We start from the raw sequence: 26,884 nt of genomic DNA on the forward strand, positions 1-26,884 counted from the left end.
ACCGGCACAGACCAGTATCTTAGGGCCCTCACACCCCAAAGCTTTGCGAATAAGATTAGCGGCAGTTCCGGCCTTCGCTGGAATAACGATATTCCTTCAGGCAGTCGATTTTATTCCCTGCGCCCAAAGCAGCGTTTCATGATCAGCAAAATCGAGTGAGAATTTCGCGGCCTTTTTCGTTGCAGCTTTTGCACGATAAGCCACGCCCATGCCGGCATGTTGCAGCATAGGAATATCGTTAGCCCCATCACCAATCGCCAACACATCTTCTGACGTAATACCGAGTTGGTTGATCTTATGTTCTAAAATTTTCAGCTTGGAATCTTTGGTGAGAACCGGAGCAACGATCTCGCCGGTTAGCACACCATTTTCAACCGCCAAGCGGTTACCGTAATGCTCTTCAAAACCCGCTCTGCGGGCCACGCGTTCGGTAAAGAAGACGAAACCACCACTCACAAGAATCGCTTTCGCACCTTCGCGCTTCATGCCTTTTACCAACCATTCAATCCCTTCTGATAGGGTCAGACGCTCGTCAAATACTTGCTGCATTGTCGCTTCTGGCAAACCTTTCAACAATGCCACACGCTCACGTAAGGCGGCTTCGAAATCCAATTCTCCGCGCATCGCTGCTTCGGTAATACCCACTACCTTTTCGCGGAAACCGGCAAAATCTGCCAACTCATCAATGCATTCTTGTTCGATCACGGTTGAGTCCATATCGCAGATGAGAAGCTTCTTCGGTGCAAAAGGTCCTTCATCTTTCTTGAAGAATAAATCTACCTCCGCCGATTCGCGCGCAGCGATTATTTGCACTCCCGCGGGCGCACTACGAAAGCGCATCACCAAAGCACGGTTACGGCGCAACCATTTCCACTGGTTGGGCGCCAATGCTGAAGTAAGAAGCTCACGACGTTCCTCATCAAGCGGCTTATCTTTCGATGCTAATGCGCAGATACTATACATGATATTTGCCTAAATTTACGTTGTTGCCACATCGGAGCCACCGCCCGGTACATCGTTACTTGGTGGAGCTGACGCCGCATCGGCTGGTGGTGCTTCAGCCTCGGGAGCTGGCTCGGCTTTTTTGCGCGGGTCATATGGCTCTTGCGTTGGCACATCAACCGGTACCGGCCCCGTCATTTGCTTAAACTGATTCTGGCCCCATGCACGCTTACAGAAAAACGGATCCTCGAAATAGAAAATCTTTTGCGTTCTAATCGGCGGGAATGACTCGATCAATAGAATCTGTTGGTCACGCGGCAAAGTAATCACCTCTTGCGGCAGCAACAATGCACGCTGAATTTCCGATTCATTCATGGTACGAGAGCCTGGATTCAAATCGAGGAATTTCGGTTTATTATGCGAATATTGCTTCACGGTTTTATTACCAATAAGCTGCGAAATCATATTCGCCGTATCAATATTATTCGCCGCAAACGTCACACGGTAATAACTATTCGAGAGGAATGAGTTCATGCCAGCTTCTTCGTAAATACCTTTAAGCTGTTGAGTATCCTGAGCAATTAAGAAGAGTTTCACACGGTACCCACGGAAATAAGCGATACCACTTTGGAATGCTTGCATCTCGCCAAGGGTCGGAAACTCATCCATTACGAAGAGCACACCGTATGGCTCTTCTGCCGTTGGCATATTACGCGTTAAGAAATCAGCCGCTTGCTGATAGAATACTTTTAGAAGCGGCTCAAGACGTTGCAAGTTATCCGGTGTCACACCACAATAAACGGTCAGTTTTTCTCTCTTCAACTGCATCATATTAAAGTCAGAAGAGGCCGTTGACGTATCAATCAATGGGTTGGCCCATAGCTCCAAACCGGAGTTCATGGTAGAGATTACACCCGAGCGCTCTTTATCGGCTTTTTGCAAGAATGCGGCGATATTCATATAGGATACCGGGTGAATCTTCTTACCAATTGTATCCAATACTACGGCAAGCGAGTAAACTACATCATCCGAACGCATGGTACGCACCACTTCGCCAAAACTAGTAGGCTTATTCGGATCCGCACAGAGATAGAGAATAACGCCCATCAAAAGCGAGCGCGCTTCATTCATCCAAAACTCTTGCTCTGGCAGAATAAGATTACAGATTTTTTGTACATCATCCACCATTTGACCGGGCTTGGTCGAGATCCAATCAAGTGGATTGTAACAATGGGTATGCCCATCCGGGTCAGCCGGGTTCCATACGTAACAACTTTGACCAATTGACTGACGCCAACCGGACGTTACGAGGAAGTTCTCTAACTTAATATCGTGACACACCACCGACTCTTCCCAGAAAAGAAGGTTCGGCAATACAAAACCCACACCTTTACCAGAACCGGTCGGTGCGAAGAGCAATGCATGTTGGAAATCATCCGCCACAAGATAATTTTTGGCTCCCGTACGCCCCAGTAAGAAGCCCTTCTTAGAGCGCAACCCGGCACGTTTAATATCCGCTTCAGACGCCCATTTCGCCGAACCATGGATTTCTTCCTTCTCTGAAAACGGACGAAAATCAAGAAGCGGCGCACGCATCATCCATAGCAGCACAATCATCCCGAAAATCGAGCCAAAGATGGGACCGAATAATTTCATCTGAAAATCAGAATCTTGCAACTGCGGATGGGTGCTATAAGGCAAATAGAAGTCTACAAACATCCATTTCATATACGTCCACCAGCTCAGCGGATTTACCATTAACTTGGCATAGGCCTCACCATATTGCTCACCATAAAGATGAGATAATGCAAAATAGATACTGCCGATGCCCCCCAAATAAATCGGGATGATCATTAAAATCAGAATCACCCCTGCAATGAGGAAAAAATTCGCAGTTTCTGAATTAGTGGCCATGCGCCAACTTACTCCCCTTCACCCTTAAAATAAACTTCCGATACGTAACGACGTCCGCGATCACCGCGTTTTAATTGGATGATGACGTTAATCACATTTTCCACGTAGTTTTTAATCTGATCGCGTGTGATGCCAAGCCCCGCCTGCATTACCATTAAAATAAGCTGCTCCAGAGCCAAACTAGGCGTATCTGCGTGCAAGGTTGAAATCGAACCTGGGTGACCGGTATTAACGGCACGCAAGAAGCTAAATGCCTCGGCGCCACGCAACTCACCTACGATAATTCGATCTGGACGCAAACGTAAGCACGCTTCGATCAAATCTTGTGTCTCCACTTTCGCAAGCCCCTGCCCGCCTTTGGACGAAAGCAAATGCACACGATTGACAATATGATCAATTTTCACCTCACGCGCATCTTCCACGGTAATGATCCGTTCGCTGGATGGAATTTCCTTCAAAGCTGCATTCACAAATGTCGTCTTACCGGTAGAGGTACCACCACTCACAATAATATTTTTCTTTAATGCAACCGACTGTTTAATAAATTCTTTTACATTCCCCTCATCCAATAACTGACGAAGTTTAACATCATCGGTATTTTCAAGTTTACCCACCTCGGTCGATTGGAAAGCGCCAAAGCTCTCATATTGATCAAGGTCTAAATCCAACGTACTTGGTTTACGAATAGACATAGCCACATTGCCCACCTCTACCGCAGGGGGAAACACAATTTGAATACGTTCGCCGTTCGGCAAGGTCGCCGAAAGCAAGGGCGATTCTTCACTAATATGCTGATCCGTCGATTGTGCAATCAAACGAGATAAGCTTTTCAAATGCTCAAGGTTAAATTCCGGAATCTCTTCACGACGCATTTCTCCGCGCTGTTCAACCCATGCTTCATGGGGACTATTGATTGAAATTTCGGTTACCCCATCACGTTCAAATAACGCTTGGATCGGGGCTAAATAGGTTTGAAGCGCCGTAACACTCATTGAATTATCCTCACTCCCCTTGCAGCTTCTCCAGGAAACTCCAAATCACGATTTACATAGACTTTAAGCGGTGTACCTTGGTCGACTGTAATGCTCGGACGTGCATCCAACAAACCACCCACCACTTGTTTTGAGACTGCACCAATCGTAGCCACTCCTTCAGTGATTGCCGTTGTGACAGCATTCGTACTTTCTGTCGTCGCTCCATCCGTGCTCTGAGTCGTCGACGTCTCAGGCGGATCTAAAATAGCATCACTAATACCTGCCAAAGTAATACCAAGAATCGAGGTCAGAACGGCGCCACCGAATATTTCGAAGTAACGGTCATCCACATGCCCCGCCATACCAGAACGGCCCAGTCGATCAATCGTTTGCGAATTCAATTGGATATCTACACCATCCGGACGTATCAAACGGCTCCAAATAACAAAAACTCGTCCCTGTCCGCGCACCGTATCCGCATTATAAGTACCAATAATGCGCGAACCTTTTGGAATAAGTACAGTATAGCCAGATTCTGCATAAACATCGCGCGTCACTAAAGCACGCAACGGCCCCTCCAGCGTTGTATCCAACGCCGTTTCCAAAACAGCATCGATAATTTTCCCTTGCAGCACTAAGTTTTCCAAATCACCAACATGGGTAGCAACAGCACGCTCAGCTTGCGATTTACCATCCACTTCATCTTCACCCTTAGTCCCGTCAGGTAGATTATTAATAATCAGCATTTCTGAAGCCCGGCGTTGCTGAAGCTCTTCATTCGCAAGATCTCCTCCCATAAAATCGATGACTGGTGTCGCGGGAGGCGGGGGCAACTCTGGCAAAGCCTCCTCTTGCATAAGAGGTGGTGGCGGCGGCAAAGGTGGAGCCATAATAGGCGCCGCTGGCATAGGTATATCCGTCGCAGCAGCAACGGCAGCTCCATCTAAAGAAGCTCCTGTCTGGGGCGGTATAGGAACTGACACTTCATCGTCACCTGAAAAAACCTGATACAGAATAAATAAACCCAGAAGCCCACCTATCACCATCAAAATCATATTTTTATTGGCTGATGAGGCAACTGCAGGGCCACTATTATCGCCAAAGGCGCCCTCCTCTGGAGGCTGCGCCTCCGGAGAATAACCTTCCTCCTCATATCCACCGGAACCATCAGGAGGAGGAGGTTTTTGTTCTTCATCTGACATCAGAACTGAATATAACCACCCGGTGCCGCTGAAGGCAAGGGCAGTCCCATAGGCGAAACATTCATCGAGGAGGAGGAGGAGAATTCATCTGCAGCACTCGGCTTCATAAATCGATCGAGCGACGGCAAACGACGTGGGGCCAGCAACGGATTTCGATAAGAGCCCTGAGGGTACTCCCGCGCCAATTGTTGCGCAGGCTTACCCATCTCATTAACAATAAAAGGAGCTCGCGGATGCGGCATCTTTGGCGGCGGCGCAACGGCGACATGTGGCGGAACAATCATACCGAAAGGCTTTCGCGCCACATTTACTGGAGGCACAGGTGTAGCCGGACGCATCATCATTTGCGGCGAAGCCATTGGCGGGGCAGATACAGGCGGCAATGCGGGTGAATAAAGCGGTTGCCCCATAGGCATTTGAGGCAACTGTGGTCGCTGCATCGCGATAGATGGCTGAGGAGCCATTGAGCCAAACATCGGCGGCAACTGCGCCATAGATGAAAATGCTGGTGCGGATAAAGGTGGCAATGCAGGCAGCGCCGGAAGCATCGACATTGATGGCATTTGTGGTGCCATCTGTGGCATCATCGGCTGAAGCATTGGTGCAGGCATCATCATTTGTGGCGCCATCTGTGGCATCATCGGCTGAGGCATAGGTGCAGTCGGATACGCAGCCATCATTGGTCGCGCTTGCTGGGGCGCAGACACAAACTGATTTGGCGAATCAGATGGATAGTAAAATCGCACCACATAAACCAACTCATCCCAGCCCTGCTGCCCTGGCTGTGCCGAGTAAAGATCAAACTGGTATGTACGCTCACTTGTAATAACCGTCATGTTCGTATGCGCTTTATCTTCCATCGCCCGCACAAAAATTCGATTCTCATCCGGTGTAATCTGCCACCCCGAACGATCACCCACAGAGATCGTTTCAATTTCCTCCTCTTCACCAAATTCTAAATTCATTTGGTACCCATAATGAGTCAACACGCGATACACATCGTTAGCATTATAAACAAATGTCTTAATACGACTATCTGTCGGCACGGGCGTACCCGTCACATAAGCGAAACTCGATGTTGCCCAAAGCACCACCGAAGCCAAACAAACAAGTAACTTGAGTTTCTTCATCATTGTAAAACCTCATTATCGACCTGATACGACAACACTCTAAATCCAATTGGATTTAAGTAACGCTCTTCCACCGCCAGATTGAGAGTTGTGTAAGTATATTCCATTAAAATCACGCGATCATATTGCGTTTTGCTTTGAGCATTTTCAATGATTCTCACCCGAACTTGAATCTGACATGTCACATCTGCGCACGTCCCGTTCTTATCAAGACGCGCCATTGATTTAATCTTCACTTCACGCGTTCCAGCCCCACCCGACTTAGCAAGAAAACTATCTGGGTTATTAGGGTTCACTTCCCAAGCATATTGACGGAACACGGCCGAAGGGTCGGAGCTCAAGCGCACCACATGGAAATTTTGTTGGATCGCCGCGTTAAACGTTTCACGCGCCTTAATATAACGCACAATAAAGAAATTATTAATCGACTCCTGCGCACCCAACTCTCTCGCTGTAGCCGCACGCACCACCTGCGTCATACCGCTACGTGGCTCCACCTGAATCACGAAAGGCTCAACGGTAACAATCGGAATGTTGCGATAAACAAAGAAAATCGCAACCGCAGAAAAAATAATTGCCATGAGAGAGATTACGGTGAGTACATTGCGCTGAACAAGCACAGACTGATGCCGGTCCGTATACCAGTTCTTTTGGGTCGTTTCCCCAGCATTCTTTTTGCCTAGGAGCTCTTGCAGCTTACTCAGCATGCCAACACTCTCTTATTATTTTTAAGACAAAATTAGACTGATTCTACCGTTCACGCAAGGCAGGAAATGGGATAAAAATAGGCGACCCTATCATTAGCCTCCACCTGGCTCTTCGAGTGTGCTATCTATTACAGACTTACCTACGGATTTCGGATTTTTCTCTAATTTACGGAGCCCTTGTTTATATTCTTTACCCGCCGCCTTGTCGCGCTTCACGTCGCTTTCCTGAGCATCTCGAATGTCTTTAGCTTTGACTGCATTTTCATGTGCTTTTGCTAAATTCTGATTCGCCACCGTTACCTGATCCAGTGTCGCCTCTCCCTTACGATAGAGCTTTTGTATACTTTCCGCTTTTGTTTTGGCATCACTATAGGTTTCAATGGTCGTTCTCACTTGCGTGTTGGCTTGCTCTTTTGCCCTGTCAAGATCGCGCCGCTCCTGATTATAACTAGTATCGTTTTCATCCTGATTTCCTCCACCATACATCACATGCTCACCATTTGCTGCAGTAGCAAAACCACCCGCCGTAGCACTAAATACTCGGCCCACTGTCGTATTGGCTAAGAAGCCGCGATCAGACGATGTTTGACCATCGGTTCGCCAGCGCTGTTTAGCGCCAGTCTCAAATAACACACTCCCCGTATGCAGCGCGCTCGAAACCGAATGGTACCTTGCCCCCATCGTAGACGCTCCGGTAATAGTATGTATGAGCTTCGCTCCACCCAGCATTCTCGCCATATCAGGGCCCATTTTCATGAATTCCTCCATGATCATCGTTATGATGAATAGCGCAACCCCATTAAGCGCCAGATATTTAAAGAACACCCCATGCGCCATAACCTTGCCCCAATCCAATGCTTTTTTCGGAGTTGGGCAAGGAGCGCCTGTATCAAGCCAAGGCCTTCCAAAGTGAATAGTAGGATCATAAGGCACCCCTCCGCCCTTCTCTGTTGTAAAATTGGGCTCACAAATACTACAAGCTGTGACTTCACCAATGTTAAGCCACCCACCTGAAAGGTTCCCGGTATGCGGCATTATCAATAGATCGAGCTCTTTTATGAAAGCTCCTAAATCGACCAAGGCAGCAAAGCCCATAATAGCAAAAATAATAAAAATCTGAATCACATTGGAACCCAAATAAGATAGCCAATGCGTGAATAAATCATCTGTTGTTTTAAACAGCGCGAAACTGACAAAGATCGGCATCGCAGCGATCAGGAACGTGACCATGATCAACGCATAAAGATATCCGTAAGCGGCACGGGCAAAGAAACCCAAATAGGTAATCAACGCCATGAACACGATCCCTGCAGCGAAAGGAACCACAAGTAATAACCCGCCTAAAAAGGTTAAGGTTGTACACGGGTTAACATTGCTCGCCTTTTCATGAACCTTTTTTACAAGCCAATCCACTTTATTATCCGCTTCCGTAAAGGCATTCCCGCCACCACTGAGGCCCACGGAGTTTTCAATCGCCGAAGCGGCGCTACCTGCTGTGGCAGCTAAATCAGTAAAGCCTAACATCATCAGCCTGACCGTATTTTTCATGATCCCAACATAAAGGCCATAGGCAAGGTCAAGCGCCACCCCCGCATTGGTTACAAAAAGAGTGACCAAGCCCATTTTGAAAATCAGCAGAGACACATCTTTAACGGTAAACCGAACAATGCCGGTCGCAAAACAAATGCCCGTCACCGCCATCAACAGCATCATCATCGCTGCAAAAGGCGCTACCCATGCATCACGAATGGCACAAAAAGCGGTTCCCAACACCAGCCCAAGTGTCGTCTCAATAATACAGAAAAAGCGCGCAAACATTGATGCATTGGAAGCGCAGATAAAAGGATCACCTGGCTTATTCGCAAAGAGGCTATCACCGGGCGCCACTCCACCGGTACAAACCGTGCCTAGATTGCCGCTTATTTCGATACCTAAAATCTGCGCCTGCGCAATCGCCGGGAAAAAACTCACTCCCAGCAAAATTAAACACAGAACCGCAAATTTTTGTATCATTCTTCTTTCTCTACCTCCGCAAAAAAATCGAAAAGCCAATCTTTGGGCTTCAGCCCCTTCTCAGACATAATTTTTGTCATCGCATTAAGTCCCGGCTCCTTCGCCGAGAGCAAGGCAACTTGAGATTTTAACTGACGTAAATCGAGCTCGGCCACAATCGATTGTCTGCCACGCTTCAGCATAAACTGTCGGCGACGCAAGCTCATTTTACCTAAATATTGCGTTTCCATCGGCGTTAAGCCAAATATCTTCGCATATTCCTGAGGTTGAGCCGCTGCATTTGGCATATAAATTTGCGTTGCAACCTGTTGCATAATTTGCGCACTAAGCGGGCTCGTTAAGACTTCATCCGCCTTCTCCGTTGCCATAATCACAATCGCATTTCGGCTACGCAACATTTCCAACCAGCTACCCATGCGAGACGCAAAAATTGGATTATCCATCAATTCCCAAGCCTCATCCAATACGATAATGGTCGGTTCGCCATTGAGCTGCTCGACCACCCGGTGAAGCAAATAGCCTGCGATCGCAGGCATTGCCTCTTTTATCTTGACCACAGCCGTTAAATCAAACCCCACCTTACGCGCAGTCGATACATCTAAATCATCTTCCACATGATCGAACCAGCGCGAAAATTCACCTTGCTTGTACCAGCCATACATCTTCGTGGCGAGTTTGGGTGATTGCTCTTTTAAATAATCAATCAGTGGAGTTAAGCAGCGTTCCTCCTTTGGCAGCGAGTAAATATAATCCAAGGCACGCTCAAAATCTGGCCAAAACTCTTCACTCATTTCCGGGCGGTAGAATTTATCTGCACGCAACATGGCATCCAACCACATTAATAAAAACGAACGATTCTGCGGAGTACTCTCCATCGCCAACGGATTCATACGCGGCACTTTATGAAACGTCGGACGCTCCTGCTCTTTGGATTCATGAGCATCACGACGATCAATAAAATAATATTCTGACTCGATGGAACGCAAAAAGATTTCCGCACCCCGGTCACGATCAAAGAAGTAAACTTTAGGATGGAATTTTTGCGATTCTGAAAGCAAAAAATTCAATAAAACCGTCTTCCCTACGCCTTCAGGCCCAATAATAGCTGTATGCCCATTATTACCGATATGAAAATTGAAGAAATACGGTGTTTGTGCCGCCGTATGAAAAACGGTCACCGGAGCCCCCCATGGCCCACCACTTGCGAGACCAGCGGGGTAGTTACTAATATTGGCAAAGCCACCGATACGCGCTGCCGCGATCGAGCGTAATCGCCTTAGAAATTCAAAATTTCCAGGAAGCTGCGACCAGTAAACTTCTTCAAATTTAATATCTTCGCGCATCGCGATAATACCAATTCCGTTCAGTGCGCGCACGACGTGCCCCACACTCTCTTCCATTTTTTTAACCGTATCACCCAAGGTAAAAATACTGAGTTGCTGCTCACCAAAATCTACGTTTGTTTTGATATCACTTTGCAAAACTTCAGCCAACCCCGTCAATTTCGGGAGCTCTTCTTCACCGCTTATTTTAAAAAGCTGTTCTTGTTTTTTATATTCTCCAAGCGCCTTCTTCGCATTGATAAAATCCATGGATTGCGTGATGATAAATTCAGCCGGAACCTGTAGTAGCAAATCGATCGAATCGGTTGGAAGCTCACGATATTCCTTCACGCTTAGAAGGGAGCCAAACCGCCGACGACCATCCGGTTCGCGCACTTCCATCGCATTGAAGCCAAAGGTCACTTCTTGCGCCGTAAGATAGTCATCCAAACCAATGTCCGGTAGCGGCATCGGCTGATCAAGTAACGTCGTCAGCTTACTAAGAAAACTAAGCGGCTCTGAATAAACCACTTCATTTTGCTCATAAAACCCTAATCTCCTTGCCCCAAATCCAGATAAATGCTCATGAATTCGACCTACTGTTGCGTTCAAGTCATCCTTAGTCGTTTCTAAAAACTTCCATCGGCTTTTACGCTCCATTGCCGGCACAATAGATCTCAAGAAGCGCGGCAAATTACCCATATCCGATGTTTCGCCTTCCTTCACAATCGTCAAGTAGACCTCATTCACATACTGATGCTCCCAGTCTTTCAACTCACCCCACATGCCATTGAGTACTTTTGAAAAATCAGCAGGGTAATCACCCTTTGGTTTGAGCGAGGCTTTGCGGCGAATCGTATGCAACCAAATGGCATAATCCGTCGTTAAAATAGACTGGGTGATCGCGGTGCGTATCACATCACGTAAATTTTCATTTTCTTGAGCAATGTCCTCATAAGTAAAACCAACGATCTTTAACGTCTGCAGTAATTCTCCATTTTTGGTAAGAATCGTATGTGGATCAACATGGCAGGCATAAGGACAGAACGCCGCCTCATCCACATCATCTGCAATATCACGCAGCTCTTGTAAGTCTTCTGATTTTCGTTTCAATAAGCTCATAATATTATGGCGGTGTTACCGGCGGCAAAGGAATAGTCGTTGTCGTTGGGGTTGTCGTTGAAACCACCGGCCCGGATGGAAGCGTTGGCAGCGTTTGCATTGGCCGCACGCCTTTTGGATTTCGAAGATCGCCCGTTCCACAACCGTAAAGCAATGGATCCGCTCCTAATGCTTTGACAATACCTGTAGAGCCAAAGACCATCGCCGCTCCTAAAGCAACCACCATTGTCATGCCCCAAGATACTTTGGCAAATAAAGCTCCGATCCCTAAAATAATGATAGCAAGTGTCGCAATACCCTTACCGATCGGACCTGTAAACCAGCCGATCATATTACAGAGAATTTTCTCAATCGAAATAACTGAGCTTACACTCCCCATACAGAGACTGCCATAACTCAAGTTATTGACGACACCCTTTGAATCATACACAGGGACGCCTAGAGATTGCACAATACCTACGGATCCAAACATGGTCGCAATTCCGACAGCCACTAACAATGCCTGATACCAAGAGATGCGGCCGTAACTCGCGAATAACCCCAGCAGAATCATAGACACTGTCGCAATCGCTTTACCGACCGGTCCTAAGAACCAAGAGAGAATGCAGCTAAGCATTAGGTAAAAAGTACTATTCGCAATAGCTTTCGCTTCAGCCGTGCTCACCGTGATGCCGCAACTGTTAGAAAAACTAGACCCTAATAATTGCTCCAAAATCCCTGGAGCACCAAAGATAAGCGCAATACCGACCATGACGGTCAAAACACTGGAAATTTGAATTTTCCCGAACATGGAAATCAAGCCAATTGCAACGACGCCGAGCATCGCTAACACACTTCCAACAGGTCCCCAGATATAACCACCCACGGTACATAGAACGGTAGAAACACTACTCGCATAAGCCGCGTCAGGCACGAGCCAAACAAGCGTTATTAACAAGAGGTATTCGGAATATTTCGGTAAATATTTATTCATATTCAATAATTATACGCTTCTAATATGACAAAACCATGAAAATAGCCGTATGAAAGCCAAAAAACTTCGCGTTTTAACACATTGCGCCTTATAAACCGCGTATGGAAACTTTTGCATTGCTCGCTGGCGGGCTGATTTTATTGATTGGCGGCGGCGAAATATTAGTCCGCGGCGCCATTGCTTTAGCCAAAAACCTCGGTATTTCTGCGGCCGTGATCGGCCTAACCATCCTCGCTTATGGCACGAGCGCGCCCGAACTCGTGGTTAGCCTTGAATCTGCCCTCGATGGCCATGCCGATATGGCGATTGGTAATGTCGTCGGCAGCAATATCAGCAACACCCTCCTTATTTTGGGGGTGACCGCGCTCTTTTACCCTCTCACGCTGGATAAAGGGCTCTTGAAGCCTGATGGCTATGTTTTGCTTATTGTAAGTGTTTTATTTTGGATCTTTGCGCAAAGCGGGCAAATTAGTCAGCTTGAAGGCGGACTCTTTATCATCATGCTCTTAGCCTATACTTATTACACCTTTACGCAGGGCAAGAAGGATGGTTTTTCGGAAATTGAAGCTGAATTAGAAGACGAAATGGGCGGCGCTGATCTCTCGCAACCCCGAGCGATTATTTATACGGTCATCGGACTTATCGTGATGGTATTAGGCGGAAAATTACTCGTAAATGGCGGCGTACAAGCGGCAACTGCCCTTGGTGTATCCGAAGGTGTGATCGGCTTGACCATTATTGCCATTGGCACCTCATTGCCTGAACTCGCTACTTCGCTCATCGCAGCACGCAAGGGCCAGGCGGGGATGGCCGTGGGTAATGTGTTGGGCAGCAACTTGATGAATATTTTCGGCATTGTCGGTTTCACCGCCATGATCCAGCCGCTCGACGTGCTACCTGTGTTCCTAACGAACGATATTCCGCTACTCATTGCCTGCAGTATCCTGCTCGTATTCGGTATTTGGCAAGGCTGTAAATTAGGCCGTATTGCAGGAAGTGTTGGCACCATCGCATTTATCGGCTATATCGCTGTTCAGTACTAATTATTTTGGGGCACCCTGATGCAAATTTTTCCACTGCGTTTCTTTAGCGATACACCTAAGTTTGACTTTATGGGCAGACGCTGGTTCGGCTTTGCCCTCTCTGCACTCATCGTATTGGGAGCGATTTTCTTACTCCTCACGCGCGGGTTAAATTGGGGGATTGATTTCACCGGCGGTGTGTTGATGGAAGTCCGCACCGACAAGCCCGCGATTTTGGCCGATTTCCGTCCGCTCTTTCCTTCCGCCGATTATGGCGAAGTCAGCCTCCAGCATTTTGGAGATGAAAAGGAAGTCATGCTACGCTTCCAATCACGCGAAGGTAGTGATCAAAAAGCACTAATCGCTAACGTAAAAGACAAACTTGCGATAACAGACTACACCATTGATTATCGTAAGGTCGATTATGTCGGCCCGACGGTAGGTAAGGAGCTTATCCAAGCAGGAACGCTGGCCATGGTGCTCGCAATTACAGCAATTCTCATCTATATTTGGTTCCGCTTTGAATGGCAGTTTGGTCTTGGCGCTGTGCTGGCATTGCTGCATGATTTGATAGCAACGCTCGGCTTTATCTCCTTCATGGGGTATGAATTTGGCCTCGCTTCCGTGGCGGCGATTCTGACCATCCTCGGGTACTCGATTAATGACTCGGTGGTATTATTTGACCGTGTGCGTGAGATGCGTCGTAAGTTCAAAAAGATGCCACTCATGCAGATGCTAAACGAAAGTATTAACCTTAACCTCAGCCGTACCTTACTTACTTCTGGTACGACCTTACTGGCCCTTATTGCACTCGTCACGCTTGGCGGTGAAGTGATCCAAGGGTTTGTCGCAGCGATTCTGTTTGGTGTGGTGGCAGGAACTTACTCTTCCATCTACATCTCATTGCCGATTTTGATCTATTTCAAATTGCCCGATGAACGACCGATGAGCGAGAAAAGTAAGGTTGAGGCAACCGCCTAGCTGTCGCCATGCAGTTACATCGCACCCATAAAGATCTCCCCGAATCGGCACGCGGTTGCGTGTTGGCGCTGGGTAACTTTGACGGACTACATCTAGGCCACCGCGCCGTACTTGCCGAAGCGAGGAAACAAGCTGAGGCACTTGGCGCACCTCTGGCCGTCATGAGTTTTGAGCCGCACCCTCGTCGACTATTTAACCCCGAGCTCCCCCCGCTTCGCCTCTTTCCCGTAGCCGAAAAATTACGACTCCTTAAAGGTGCTGAGGTAGATCATGCATTCATACTTTCCTTCAATCGCGAATTCTCGAAACTGCCTGCTGAAGATTTCATTCAGACAATTTTGATCGATGGCTTAAGCATCAAACATCTCGTTACAGGCAGTGATTTCCAATTCGGCTATAAGCGCGGCGGCAATGCCGAAATGCTTAAAATCGCACCTTTTGGTTACTCGCCGATAAAACCGTTCTTGATTGAGGGCGAGCCCTGCTCCTCCACCCGCATTCGCCAAGGCTTGCGTGACGGCAGCCCCGATAAAGTACGCGGATTGCTTGGACGCAATTATCAAATGGCTGGTCGTGTTTTACATGGCGATAAGCGCGGGCGCGAATGGGATTTCCCTACGGCCAACATCGCGCCTCCCAATTTATTCTCCCCCGCTTATGGCATCTATGCCGTAACGATGACTCGCGCCGATGGCACGCAGCACCCAGGCGTGGCTAATTACGGTATCCGTCCGATGTATCCACTGACCCGCCCTTTGATGGAAGTGCACTTATTTGATGTGTCACCCGATTTATACGGCGAGCGCGTGAAAGTAGCGTTAAATCACTACCTGCGACCCGAAGAGATCTTCGCAAGCGTCGAAGAGCTGATAGAACAAATTAAACGCGATGCACAGAATGCTCGCGACTATTTTAAAGAAAGCAAATCCACATGAAACGCCTCGGGCTCCTCATCGCCATCGTCATCCTAGTGCTCGACCAAGTGAGCAAGCAATGGGTTGTGATGGATGGATTGCAAAGCCGCTTCATTAGCGAGGTCACTTCATTCTTCAATCTCGTGTTAGTGTGGAATCGTGGCGTAAGCTTTGGCATGCTTTCTAACCACCCGGAATGGATGCCGATCATTCTCACCATCGTAGCACTGGCCATCACTGCCATGCTGCTCGTATGGTTATGGAAAGCAGAATCACGCCTTGCGGCGATCTCGCTTGGCTTCGTCATTGGTGGCGCGATCGGCAATATCATTGATCGCATTCTTTACGGCGCCGTCGTCGATTTTCTCGATTTCCATTTAAATGAATGGCACTGGCCAGCCTTTAATATCGCTGATGCTGCGATATTTATCGGGGTTGTACTGTTGCTGATTGAAACTATAATAGAGCCGAAACAGCGCGCTGCGCCAACTACGAGTGAAACATGAAAAAACTAATTATCGTCGCCTCATTATTAAGCCTTACCGCCTGTGACGGCCAGAATGCGCGCGATATGCTGGGCCTCGATCGCAAAGCACCTGATGAATTTCGAGTCGTATCACGCCCGCCGCTTTCCACTCCGCCCGATTTCCAACTGCGCCCACCCGTTGAAGGCGAAGATAGCCTCGGCCTGCCGCCCGCAGACCTGCAAGCCAAGTCACTCATCGTAGATGGCAAAGATATTAGCGATATCGATTATGATATCCGCCGCAAAATGGGCGTTGCCGAAACCGCTGTAGGCGTAGTTGATGCTTATGCTATCGGCTCGCAAGCTGATAATGCTCTGCTTTCACGTGCGGGGGTTTCCAAAGCTGATCCGAACATCCGCGAGCGCATTTATAAAGAGCGCGTAAAGACCAAAGAAGAGGCCAAAGATAACTGGCTCGTCCCTACAAAAACAGAAGATGTGATTGTAGATGCGAAAAAGGAAAAAGCCCGCATTAAGGCTAATGCTGAAGCAGGCAAAGCTATCACCGAAGGCGATACCCCTGTGGTTGAGCCCGCCGAGCGTGGCGTTCTCGAAACGTTATTTTAGTAGAAATACTGGAAATACCGCAGAAACCTGATAGTCTCCGCCTTCCACAATATTACATGGAGGTTTATAATGGGTATTTTTGATTTCTTTAAAGACGCAGGCGAAAAACTAGCTAACGCAGTTGGTATTTCTGACGCAAACGCAAACGAAGCCATTCAAGACAAAATTCAAACTTATGATTTTGGTATTGAAGGTTTAGAAGCAACCGTTGATGGCGATAAAGTAACGCTTAACGGTACGGCACCTACTGCTGAAGCGGCTGAAAAAGCGATTCTTATCGCCGGTAACATCGCAGGTGTTTCACAAGTTGAGTCTAACTTAAACATTACAGAAGCTGCTCCTGAAGCCACATTCTACACTGTACAAAGCGGCGACACGCTTGGTGGAATCGCAAGTAAATTCTACGGTAACGCCGGTCGTTATCCTGAGATTTTTGAAGCGAATAAGCCAATGCTCTCAGACCCTGACCGTATCTATCCGGGCCAAAACCTACGCATTCCAGGTGCCTCTGCACAGGCGGCTGCTTAATACTTAATTTAAGCAAAAACACGGAAAAGCCATCTCGTTTATTCGAGGTGGCTTTTTTTATGCGTTGATAATTTCACCGTTTCGCGTGTCAAAATCGTTAGCTAATTCTAAGAACAAGTGCACTACTTCTTCCGGCTTTTTGATCATTTCCGGATCTTCACCCGGCATGGCTTTCGCACGCATCGCCGTGCAAGTCGCACCCGGGTTGACCGCATTAATGCGTAACTTCGTTTCATTCCATTCAGCGGCCACCATTTGCACCATCGCATCCAGTGCCGATTTGCTCACTTTATAAGCACCCCAATAAGGTGCCGCTTTTTGGCCAACAGACGAGGTCACCATCATCACACGCCCACCGGTTTCGGAGAGTTTAAGCAATGGCTCGCAAATACGAAGCAGGCGATAATTTGCCGTGACGTTTAGATCCATCACCTTTTGCCACGTCTTTGGCTCCATATGCGTGAGGGGGCCGAGATTGCCAAGCATCGCAGCATTACCCACCAGAATATCTAGCTTGCCGAAACGCTCTAACAAGTTGGGGCCGATCGCATCAATCAAATCCATTTCCAACAAATCACATGGAACGATTACGGCAGGCTTGCCGCCCTCTGCACGGATGAGATCATCAATCTGCTCCATTCGCTCAACCGAGCGTGCGACCATGACCACCTGCGCTCCGTCGCCTGCATAGGCTTGTGCGAGTGCTGCGCCGATTCCCTGACTTGCGCCTGTGATAAGTGCGACTTTACCTTCGAGTGTTTTCATGCTGCCACGAATGCCGCAAACTATGGGCAATGACAAGCCCAATTCGCGCCAAACGCGCATTTTCTGTCAATTTATGCTATAATAAACCAGATGCTTAGACCAGACATACAGTCTGAAACGGAAGCAGTCGCTCAGGCTGCCTTGAGCACTATTGACTCTTGGGAAGCCCGTGAAGCCCGCCCCATCGTGCGCGGAGCCTGCATTGATAGCGACCATTCATATGACCGTGATGATGCCATCTGGTTCAAGGAGACAGGCGGAAAGCTCATCGTCGATGTCACGATTGCTGATGTGGCCAGCTTTATTTCCAAAGATAGTTTCCTCGATAAGCGCGCCCGCAAAATGACCGAAACCGAATATGGTGCCGATACGGTAGTGGAGCCGATGTTCCCTTTTCGCCTCAGCCAAGATGATGGAGAAAATGGCAATGGAATCTTCAGCCTTTCCGATAAGAGCATCCGCGCTGGCATGACCACCCGCGTGACAATCGATATGAGAACCAAGCGGCTTCTAAATATCGAAATCTTTGCGAGCCTTATCCACCCAGAGATTGCAAATTACAAACAAATCGCCGATGATATTGAGCAAAACCCGCAAGGCCGCTTCGCCAAATGGAGCGAGTATAGCGGCTTGCTCAAGCGCATCCGCCGGCGCAGCAATGAAGGCGTTTTACCCATTAGCATGAGCGATGATTTGCACGACAAAATCACCCATATTAGCGAAGAGGGCAGCGTGATAGAACTCTCCGCCCGCGATAGCGCCGCCAGTAAAATGGTCGAAGAAACTGCCCTATTAGCCAATCGCGCCAATGCCCGTTTCTTTGATGCCTGCCACTTGCCTTATCTTTTCCGAGTGCATCAGGTGAAGCTTGACGGGATCAATACTCACCGAGGTTATGAGACATTAAGCGAAGCCACTGATGCGCGCCAAGCACTCATAAAATCACATCACAGTAATATCAAATTAATCCTCGATCGCGCCACTTATGCCGCTCGCCGCAGCCGCCATGCAGCGTTGGGCGAATATGCCTATTCCCACGTCACATCCCCCATACGCCGATACTCAGATATTCCAAACCAGCGCATGCAGCATTGGGTAAGCGAAACCATTGCCGAAATTGCTTTCCGTATCAATCACGCCGTGCCTGATATTACGCTTGAACAGATCACCCATTCTATCGGAACTTTACGCGCTCATCCTGAGAAAGACATTCCCTCTAATGGCGCGAAGCTAGTGCAATGGGTGGGTCAATTGCGACTGTCTGAACGTGAAACCAGCCGCAAACAATGCCGTAAAAATCTGCATAAATATTTAGCCGCATTTCTGCATGATCTCTCACCAAAGCTCGCACTTGATAAATGCCAAAAGCTCGCCAAGACGATGGTCATAAGGCTCGATAGCGGTATTAATCACCCGCCTTATAGTTCTATTGAAATGGACACGCTTGCACGTGAGATTAACCTGAATCAATCGAGCCGTAAATTAACCGAGCGGGAACGCTTGGCGCAGAAACTCATGCTCACCCAAATTGAACGCGAATTAGAACTGGCCGAACTGCAAGTGCTCAACGCCCTCGAAATGGATAACCATCGGGAACGCAGTACCGCCATTGCTGAATTCTCTGCTGAGAAACGCTTCCCCCTCGCCCTGCATTTGGCGGCTCATCAAAAACGAGAATACCGTATTCCCGCTTCTGAAATCCTACGACGCATGCAAGAAGGGCGCTTAAAGGAACCCTCGGATTTAGCGACATTACTGGTTGAAATGAGAATTCCAACCCCTGAAGATGCTGCCCAAGATGCTGCCTTTGCCGATGAAGATTCGCAAAGCTGGCTCCAGAAAAATTGCGAGGATTGGCGGAACTTGCAAGATGCCCTGCTCCACCGCTTTCAGAGCAACCCTTCTTTCACCAAAGGTTTTTTGAAATATCTCGAAACTCGTTATGTTTGGGAAATTCATTCTACCCATGCCTCACTCATCGCCAAAGGTGCCATTGTCGCGAGCATGAGCCTGAATCCAGTGCCGCATGAAACAGTGGCAGAGGCGACGAAGCAAACGCTCTTCTCGCCGAACTTCTCGATTGGATATTGGGGTAAAACCACCCGTCACCATGCAAGGATTGAACTCTTGCACGGACTGGCCTTCGATATTCTTGTACCCGCACAGAAGGTTAAGCTGCCACGCGCGTTACGCCTCATGACGGCAGCCGGGATGAAGGAGCTTACCTCGCCCAACTCTACCATGATTGACCTGTTGAAAGAGAAAGCCGAAGAGGCGAATATCCATGTGGAGCGACACTGGAATCGTAAAACCAAGACTTACCATATTCAGGCTTCCACTAAGAAAACCGATAAAGATCCGATCTCCTTTATTTGTGTCGGCGAGAATAAGAAAACGGCGCGCGCCTTGGCGTGGCAGGCCTTGCTACGCAGCAAATTAATGCGTCCCGTGCATGAAGGGCTATTCCGCAAACGCGAACGGCTGCATGCCATCCCGATTGACGCCGATGATGCGTTGGAATGGATCGATAAAACCAGCGAATGGATCGACCGAACCATGCGTCGTAGCTCGACCAATCAATTCACCCAGCGCCGCGAACCTATCTGGCAATCGCGCATGACGCTCACATTAAATAGAACCATCAAACGCGAATTTATTGGCCAGAGCACTCAGGCCGAAGTCGCCGATACATTCGCCAACGAGGCGGGACTGCGCTACCTGCATGAACGCGCAGATTACGGAGATACAAAAATCGAAGACATATTGACTGTTTACGAGAAGAAAATCCTCAAACGCTACGCCCAAGGCGATGAACTCTCGTCGCGCGTGCCCTACACCGCCAAAATGAACGGTCGCGATATTATTCCGGCGAATTAAACTCGCTTGCTAAGCTCAATGGCAAGCTTGGTAATACCGCGGATACCTGCGGAAAGCACAGGATAGGCCACAGCATTTTCAGCACCCTCTGCAAGGCCGGTAGCGTGATGTTCTTGCTCTTCGGCGCGGAATTGAGTGATTTTATCTTTTAACTTTTTCTCATCCTTGCCGAGCATCGCTTCTTGCTCAGCGTAATGTTCGTCAATGACAGATTCGACAGCAACCGTGCAAGCCATCGCTGCATTCTTACCCATCATGGCCGTGGCCGCACCTAACGCATAACCGCCTAAATGCCACAACGGCTGCAGCGCCGTCGGACGCACCTTTCGCGCTTTAATTTGCGAATCAAAATATTCTAAATGGGCCTCTTCTTGCTCAGCCATTTCCTGAATTTTGGCTTTAGCATCGGTATCTTTAATGAAAGCGAGCTGGCCTTCATAAATGCGCTTCGCGCCATACTCACCCGCATGATTCACACGAATCATGCTTTCTAATTCGGCCTCTTCTGACAGGCTTCCCGGCAAAGGTTTATCCGTTAATTTCGACATTCTCGACTCCGTTACGTGATTTCATCAGTCCCATAAATGCCATCATAAATAAGAGGCCTGAGAACAGCACATTGGCGCTCGCCATGGTGATTCCCATGATTTCAATGGCGGGCTTATCGCAACGAATCAGTGGTGCGCCCATAATCTCAGACTTGAGTTCTTCTAGGGAAAGCACCGCCCCGGAGAGACCATCGCCACTGCAGCTCGTTGGTCCCGGCCACCAGCCTTGCTCTACTCCCGTATGATAGAGCGCAATATCCGCCGTCACTAGGCAAGCAAGCATAAAGAGCGCCAACATAAAGCGCGGGCGACCCAGGAATTCAGCCATAATAGCAATCGCCACTGCCACCGCCGCAGGATAGCGCTGTATAATACATAAGTCACACGGCCAGAGCTCAAAACCATATTGCGAAATCAGCGCCATGATAAGCGATGCTGCCACCAGCATTCCGCCCAGACGTAGCGTAGATTTTGGTCGGTTTAGAAAGTCCATAGCCCTAAATATAGGGTTAAATCTTCTTCATCACAACAGAAGCATTCGTTCCACCGAAACCAAAGCTATTAGAAAGCACGGTATTAATTTCGCGTTTCTTCGCTTTGAGAGGCACGAGATCAATATCGCAACCCTCAGATGGATCTTCTAGGTTCAACGTGGGTGGCGCAATTTGATCGCGGATTGCTAGTAATGAGAAGATCGCTTCCACACTACCCGCACCCCCGAGAAGGTGACCAATCGCAGACTTAGTCGATGACATCGAAAGATTGTGAACATCTTCACCAAAGAGGCGTTTCACCGCGCCCAATTCAATCTCATCACCGAGCGGCGTTGAAGTACCATGCGCATTAATATAATCTACATCCGACGTCTCAAGACCTGCATTACGAAGAGCTGATTGCATCGCACGGAAGCCGCCATCACCATCGGAGGCAGGCGCGGTAATATGATGCGCATCACCTGATAGGCCATAGCCCACAAGCTCGCCATAAATCGTCGCACCACGCGCTTTCGCATGTTCATATTCTTCCAATACAACAATACCCGCACCTTCACCCATCACAAAACCGTCACGGCCTTTATCCCATGGGCGGGAGCCTTTTGAAGGCGTGTCATTATAGCTGGTCGATAGCGCACGTGCAGCAGCAAAACCCGCCATACCCGTACGACAAATAGTGGCTTCAGCAGAGCCTGCTACCATCACATCAGCATCACCGTAAGAAATCAAACGACCGGCATCACCAATCGCATGCGCGCCTGTTGAACATGCCGTAACCACCGAGTGATTAGGGCCTTTCAAACCATGACGGATCGAAACATGGCCTGAGGCCAAATTGATCAAACATGCAGGAATAAAGAAAGGGCTAACCCGTTTTGCACCACGCTCAGCAATCAGCTGAACCGTACGTTCAATCGCTGGCAAACCACCGATACCCGAACCAATCAGAACACCAATACGCTCCGCTTCTTTTTCAATAATGTCTTTAATGCCAGACATTTCAATCGCTTCATCTGCAGCGGCAATACCATAATGGATAAATTCATCCATTTTGCGCTGATCTTTTTTATCCAGCACATTATCAATCTCAAAAGCGCCTTCGCCTGTTTTGGGCACATAAGCAGCGATCTTACAAGGGATGTCATGCGTCTCAAAATTATCGATATTCTTGAAACCGTTTTCACCTGCAATGAGGCGTTTCCAACTTGCTTCGACACCTGCACCAAGCGGTGTAATCAAACCCATTCCTGTAACAACGACACGTCTCATGAGAAATCTCCTATGTGTGATGGAAAACAGGGGCACAAAAAGCGCCCCTGTTTTTAATTAAATTAAGCGTATTCGCTTATGAATTTTCTTGGATGAAATTCACTGCATCTTGAACCGTCTGAATTTTTTCAGCCGCTTCATCAGGGATTTCAATGTTGAATTCTTCTTCGAAAGCCATCACTAGTTCAACAGTATCAAGGCTATCAGCGCCTAGATCGTCGATGAAACTAGCTTCTGCTACGACTTTGTCTGCTTCCACACTTAGGTGTTCAGCTACGATTTTCTTTACGCGATCAGCAATATCACTCATTTGATTATCCTTGTTATTCAAATAGTTGTCTTACACCCAGTGGGTTTCTATGCGTTGGGTAGCACATGAAATAACAGAATGCAAGAAATAGGAGCCTAAACCATCAACAATCCACCATTAACATGCAAGGTCTGGCCGGTCAGATAGCTTGCATTATCGCTGGCTAGGAAGGCAGCGGCAGCGGCGATATCTTCGGGTAGGCCAAAACGACCTGCGGGGATATTGCTGGTGATACGATCGGTTTGTTTCTCGTCTAACGCCTCGGTCATTGGGGTTTTAATGAAACCTGGTGCGATACAATTCACGGTGATGCCACGGCTCGCCACTTCCATTGCGATCGATTTACTCATGCCTTGCAGGCCGGCTTTTGACGCGCAGTAGTTGGCTTGACCGGGATTGCCCATTGTACCTACGACAGAGGTAATATTTACGATACGGCCCCATCTCTTTTTCATCATGCCGCGTAACACGCCGCGGTTCAGGCGGAAACCCGCATCGAGATTAATGCGAAGCACTTGCTCCCATTCCTCATCCTTCATACGCATGGTGAGGTTATCTTTGGTCACGCCGGCGTTGCAAATAAGGATATCAATACCCTCAAGCTGCTCCGTCGCATCGGCAATCAGGCCATTAATCGCTTCGGCATCGCCTAAATTGGCGGGAAGAATAATTGAACCATCAATGCCCGCTTGCACTTCTTTTAGCTTTTCTTCGCGTGTGCCGGAGAGCGCAACTTTGGCGCCTTCAGCCGCTAGTTTTCTCGCAATCGCTTCGCCAATACCACCTGTTGCGCCGGTGACTAATGCTGATTTTCCTGATAGTGCGCCCATAGATAACTCTCCTAAATTTTGTTGAATGAGAATTACTAGAGCTGCCGCCTGCGGTCAACTATTGCGCGTTAATACGGTATCACGATTGATATAGATATTTTGCAACAGGCCCATAGCGAGGCAGGTCGCCAACAGGATCGTACCGCCGTAAGACAAAAATGGCATCGGCACACCAACGACAGGAATAAGGCCCATCACCATTGCGGTATTAATCATTACATGCAGCCATAGCATCGCAGCGACACCCGTTGCCACCATGCCACCAAAACGCTGCCTTGCCCGAATGGCGATTGCCACCGCATAGCCCAACAAAAGGGTGAAGATAAATAAAAGCCCGATACAACCGATAAACCCAAACTCCTCAGCCAGCATGGTGAAAATGAAATCCGTATGTTTCTCTGGCAAAAAGTCGAGCTGCCCTTGGCTGCCTTTGACAAAGCCTTTTCCCTCTAGCCCACCCGAGCCGATCGCTATGACCGACTGGATAATATTATAGCCTGCACCAAGCGGATCGGATTCAGGATCAAGGAATGTCATCACACGTTGCTTTTGGTAATCATGCAGCAAAAAATTCCAGCTGAGCGGAACCACAGCGGCAATCCCTGCAAGTCCCAGTAGCACGTAGCGCCACAGCAAACCTCCCGCAAACCAAATCGCCAACGAGATACCGACTAGAATAGTTGCCGTTCCAAGGTTGGGTTGTTTTAGGATGAGCACTGTAGGGAGCGCTATCAGCACAAGGGGAGGAATCATCCAGATAAGGCTTTTGCGATCCATCGGATGCAGCGTGTGAAGAAATCTTGCAAGGGCCAAAATCACCGCTAATTTTATAAATTCAGAAGGCTGAATGGTCATACCACCAATATTGACCCAGCGCTGAGCACCCATGCCCATCTGCCCCATCACTTCCACAACGATCAGAAGCACTACGCCTAGCCCATACCAAAGATAGGCTGACTGATACCAAAATTTTAGCGGCATCGCGGCGACGGCCAACATCAGTACGCAGCCTACGGAAAAACGGATGCTATGCGCTTTTGCCCAAGGCAGCCAGTCGCCGCCTGAGGCCGAATAAAGCATCGCAATACCAATACCGCCCAGCAGCAATGTAAGCAGCAACAGCACCCAGTTTAATTGTCCAAGGCGCTGCATGAAATTCAGCTCATCACGGTGACTGATCATCCCAGCAGCTCCTTGGTTTTAAGAAGAAGTGCTTTCGCAACTGGGGCCGCCACAGCGCTCCCCCCACCACCATGCTCGATCACAACAGAGCAAACATAACGCGGGTTCTCTAGCGGTGCATAGCCAACAAACAGCGCATGGTGACGCTGATTCCAAGGAAGCTCCGATTGCTTTTGTCCACGGATCTTAATTTTACGCACCTGCGCTGTACCCGTTTTACCGCCCATCAAATAATCCACATCCGGCAGGCGAGAGCCTCGTGCAGTGCCACGCGGGGCATTCACGACAGCATCCATCCCGCTACGAATCACGTCTAAATGGGCAGGGTCAATGCCCAACCGCTGGCTCTTTTCTTCCTGCAGCAAACGCGGGCGATGCAAGTTGCCGCCATTGACCAACGCCACCGTCATCGAAGCGAGCTGCAACGGAGTCGTCAACACATAGCCCTGTCCGATTGAAGCATTGACCGTATCACCCGGGAACCATGGCTGATCGTACGATTTACGTTTCCAATCGGCACCGGGAATAAGGCCGCCTTTTTCACCCGGAATATCCACGCCGGTCTTCTGCCCCAAGCCAAAACGTGCACACATCTCAGCCAACTTCTCCATGCCCGTTTCATGCGCGATAGTGTAAAAATACGTATCGCAACTTTGCATCAAAGCATTGCGCAAATCCATCTGTCCATGACCGCCCACGCGCCAGCAATTAAAGCGCTGACGACCCACACGGAAATGCCCTGGGCAATGAACTCGGCGATGCGGCGCCGCGGTTCCTGACTCTAACCCCGCAAGCCCCGTCATCATTTTAAAGACAGATCCCGGCGGGTATTGGCCGGTAATCGATTTATCGAGTAGGGGGAATTTCTCGCTCGTTCGCAGTTTATTCCAAGCCATTTGGCCGATGCCTTGACTCATCACGGTCGAATTAAAGGACGGCGCGGAGGCGATGGAAAGCACTTCACCATTGCGCGCATCCATAATCACCGCGGCGCCGCTTTCTTGCTGCAATAGCGTATCATAAGTGAAGGCCTGCAATTCGCGATGTAGGCTCATCTGCAAATCTTGCCCTTTAACGATCGGACGTTCATCCAGTTTACGCAGCGCAAGCCCGTGCACATTCACTTCCAATTGACGCAAACCGGGCTCACCGCGCAGTCGTTCCTCCATTGATCGCTCTAAACCCTGACGTCCTGCCTTGGCCTCTGCCCAACGATAAAAGCTCTTCTTCTCTGCATCCTTTACGCCCCCGACATACCCGATCACATGTGCGGCTTGCTCGGCCAAGGGATAAATGCGTTGTTGCCCTTGCTCGATACTCACGCCCGGCAGTTGCGGGATGTTATGCTCGACGGTCACCACGGAATCCCACGGCACATTTTCTTTAATCAACACCGTGGCACGGCGGCGCTTAAGAAGCTTCTCAATACGCTCTAGTTCTTCTTCGCTCAAACTCACCCATTGCTGTAATTTGGCCAAACTCTCGCGTGGATTAGGGTTTTTATCTAAATCCAAGAACAGACGAAAAACGCTCTCATTCTCGGCTAGCGCCTTGCCCTCTCTATCAAGAATCTTCCCGCGGATGGGCGGCAAGACTTGCAACTTCACCCGATTATCTTCGGCCAACATGGCAAATTGTTTGGTCCGAATAAATTGCAGATAATAAAGCCGACCAGCCAGCACTCCCATGCCACCCAAGCCCAGTGCACCCAGCAACACCGCCCGACGACTAATGGCCGGATGTTCTAAATCTTTGCGTTTATGAAAGTTCAT

The 26,884-nt window shown here is 48.7% G+C and carries 24 protein-coding genes; 7 read left to right on the plus strand and 17 right to left on the minus strand.

All coding sequences use genetic code 11. From position 1 onward, the window contains the following. Nucleotides 1-96: 96 nt before the first annotated feature. The 9 genes from serB to P8P30_00880 all read right to left on the minus strand — a co-directional run bounded on the left by serB (nt 97) and on the right by P8P30_00880 (nt 12,299). On the minus strand, nt 97-963 hold the full coding sequence (gene serB, locus P8P30_00840) for a phosphoserine phosphatase SerB (protein ID MDG1286091.1): 867 nt from the start codon (nt 961-963) through the stop codon (nt 97-99). Nucleotides 964-978: 15 nt separating this feature from the next. After that, entirely contained in the window at nt 979-2,856 is a 1,878-nt protein-coding gene (locus P8P30_00845) for a type IV secretory system conjugative DNA transfer family protein (GenBank protein ID MDG1286092.1), read from the minus strand. An 8-nt stretch (nt 2,857-2,864) separates the two neighbouring features. Then, nucleotides 2,865-3,848 (minus strand): P-type DNA transfer ATPase VirB11, encoded by a 984-nt coding sequence (gene virB11 / locus P8P30_00850; GenBank protein MDG1286093.1) that lies wholly within the window; start codon nt 3,846-3,848, stop codon nt 2,865-2,867. Continuing rightward, complete coding sequence (locus P8P30_00855; GenBank protein ID MDG1286094.1) at nt 3,845-5,032, minus strand: TrbI/VirB10 family protein; 1,188 nt, start codon at nt 5,030-5,032, stop codon at nt 3,845-3,847. The genes virB11 and P8P30_00855 overlap by 4 nt, the downstream gene beginning before the upstream one ends. Further along, complete coding sequence (locus P8P30_00860; protein MDG1286095.1) at nt 5,032-6,165, minus strand: TrbG/VirB9 family P-type conjugative transfer protein; 1,134 nt, start codon at nt 6,163-6,165, stop codon at nt 5,032-5,034. Before P8P30_00860 ends, P8P30_00855 begins: the two co-directional genes overlap by 1 nt. Continuing rightward, nucleotides 6,162-6,869 (minus strand): type IV secretion system protein, encoded by a 708-nt coding sequence (locus tag P8P30_00865; GenBank protein ID MDG1286096.1) that lies wholly within the window; start codon nt 6,867-6,869, stop codon nt 6,162-6,164. The genes P8P30_00860 and P8P30_00865 overlap by 4 nt, the downstream gene beginning before the upstream one ends. Nucleotides 6,870-6,962: 93 nt before the next feature. Beyond that, on the minus strand, nt 6,963-8,882 hold the full coding sequence (locus P8P30_00870) for a type IV secretion system protein (protein ID MDG1286097.1): 1,920 nt from the start codon (nt 8,880-8,882) through the stop codon (nt 6,963-6,965). Beyond that, entirely contained in the window at nt 8,879-11,326 is a 2,448-nt protein-coding gene (locus P8P30_00875) for a hypothetical protein (protein MDG1286098.1), read from the minus strand. The genes P8P30_00870 and P8P30_00875 overlap by 4 nt, the downstream gene beginning before the upstream one ends. A 4-nt stretch (nt 11,327-11,330) precedes the next feature. Continuing rightward, the gene (locus tag P8P30_00880; protein MDG1286099.1) at nt 11,331-12,299 is read right to left on the minus strand and encodes a TrbC/VirB2 family protein; all 969 of its coding nucleotides are present in this window, start codon (nt 12,297-12,299) and stop codon (nt 11,331-11,333) included. Between the two features lie 101 nt (nt 12,300-12,400). Here P8P30_00880 and P8P30_00885 point away from each other — a divergent pair, with 101 nt between their 5' ends. The 6 genes from P8P30_00885 to lysM all read left to right on the plus strand — a co-directional run bounded on the left by P8P30_00885 (nt 12,401) and on the right by lysM (nt 16,837). Further along, a complete protein-coding gene (locus P8P30_00885) occupies nt 12,401-13,342 on the plus strand; it encodes a calcium/sodium antiporter (GenBank protein ID MDG1286100.1) in 942 nt (313 codons plus the stop codon). Nucleotides 13,343-13,360: 18 nt separating this feature from the next. Beyond that, nucleotides 13,361-14,302, plus strand: a complete 942-nt coding sequence (gene secF, locus P8P30_00890; protein ID MDG1286101.1) for a protein translocase subunit SecF — start codon at nt 13,361-13,363, stop codon at nt 14,300-14,302. An 8-nt stretch (nt 14,303-14,310) separates the two neighbouring features. Continuing rightward, a complete protein-coding gene (gene ribF / locus P8P30_00895) occupies nt 14,311-15,237 on the plus strand; it encodes a riboflavin biosynthesis protein RibF (GenBank protein MDG1286102.1) in 927 nt (308 codons plus the stop codon). Beyond that, nucleotides 15,234-15,722 (plus strand): signal peptidase II, encoded by a 489-nt coding sequence (lspA, locus tag P8P30_00900; protein MDG1286103.1) that lies wholly within the window; start codon nt 15,234-15,236, stop codon nt 15,720-15,722. The genes ribF and lspA overlap by 4 nt, the downstream gene beginning before the upstream one ends. Continuing rightward, entirely contained in the window at nt 15,719-16,309 is a 591-nt protein-coding gene (locus P8P30_00905) for a DUF3035 domain-containing protein (protein MDG1286104.1), read from the plus strand. Before lspA ends, P8P30_00905 begins: the two co-directional genes overlap by 4 nt. 69 nt (nt 16,310-16,378) lie before the next feature. Beyond that, a complete protein-coding gene (gene lysM / locus P8P30_00910) occupies nt 16,379-16,837 on the plus strand; it encodes a peptidoglycan-binding protein LysM (GenBank protein ID MDG1286105.1) in 459 nt (152 codons plus the stop codon). 57 nt (nt 16,838-16,894) lie between these two features. Here lysM and P8P30_00915 read toward each other — a convergent pair whose 3' ends face one another. After that, the gene (locus P8P30_00915; GenBank protein ID MDG1286106.1) at nt 16,895-17,602 is read right to left on the minus strand and encodes an SDR family NAD(P)-dependent oxidoreductase; all 708 of its coding nucleotides are present in this window, start codon (nt 17,600-17,602) and stop codon (nt 16,895-16,897) included. 90 nt (nt 17,603-17,692) lie between these two features. Between P8P30_00915 and P8P30_00920 the strand changes: the two genes are divergently transcribed. Next, nucleotides 17,693-20,479, plus strand: coding sequence for an RNB domain-containing ribonuclease (locus P8P30_00920; protein MDG1286107.1), 2,787 nt, complete (start codon nt 17,693-17,695; stop codon nt 20,477-20,479). Here the strand turns inward: P8P30_00920 and P8P30_00925 are convergent. The 7 genes from P8P30_00925 to mrdA all read right to left on the minus strand — a co-directional run bounded on the left by P8P30_00925 (nt 20,476) and on the right by mrdA (nt 26,884). Further along, nucleotides 20,476-21,027, minus strand: a complete 552-nt coding sequence (locus P8P30_00925) for a demethoxyubiquinone hydroxylase family protein (GenBank protein ID MDG1286108.1) — start codon at nt 21,025-21,027, stop codon at nt 20,476-20,478. The two genes, P8P30_00920 and P8P30_00925, sit on opposite strands and share 4 nt — an antisense overlap. Beyond that, a complete protein-coding gene (locus P8P30_00930) occupies nt 21,008-21,520 on the minus strand; it encodes a disulfide bond formation protein B (protein ID MDG1286109.1) in 513 nt (170 codons plus the stop codon). The genes P8P30_00925 and P8P30_00930 overlap by 20 nt, the downstream gene beginning before the upstream one ends. A gap of 16 nt (nt 21,521-21,536) precedes the next feature. Further along, nucleotides 21,537-22,811: a beta-ketoacyl-ACP synthase II gene (gene fabF / locus P8P30_00935; protein ID MDG1286110.1), complete on the minus strand. Its 1,275-nt coding sequence runs from the start codon at nt 22,809-22,811 to the stop codon at nt 21,537-21,539. Nucleotides 22,812-22,866: 55 nt separating this feature from the next. Beyond that, nucleotides 22,867-23,100, minus strand: coding sequence for an acyl carrier protein (locus P8P30_00940; protein ID MDG1286111.1), 234 nt, complete (start codon nt 23,098-23,100; stop codon nt 22,867-22,869). 95 nt (nt 23,101-23,195) lie between these two features. Then, nucleotides 23,196-23,930: a 3-oxoacyl-[acyl-carrier-protein] reductase gene (fabG, locus tag P8P30_00945; protein ID MDG1286112.1), complete on the minus strand. Its 735-nt coding sequence runs from the start codon at nt 23,928-23,930 to the stop codon at nt 23,196-23,198. A gap of 54 nt (nt 23,931-23,984) precedes the next feature. After that, nucleotides 23,985-25,112 carry a rod shape-determining protein RodA gene (gene rodA / locus P8P30_00950; GenBank protein MDG1286113.1) on the minus strand — a complete coding sequence of 376 codons (1,128 nt, stop codon included), beginning with the start codon at nt 25,110-25,112 and terminating at the stop codon, nt 23,985-23,987. Then, nucleotides 25,109-26,884, minus strand: coding sequence for a penicillin-binding protein 2 (gene mrdA / locus P8P30_00955; protein ID MDG1286114.1), 1,776 nt, complete (start codon nt 26,882-26,884; stop codon nt 25,109-25,111). The genes rodA and mrdA overlap by 4 nt, the downstream gene beginning before the upstream one ends.

Source organism: Rickettsiales bacterium, from assembly GCA_029252805.1.
Taxonomy (GTDB): domain Bacteria; phylum Pseudomonadota; class Alphaproteobacteria; order Rickettsiales; family JALZUV01; genus JALZUV01.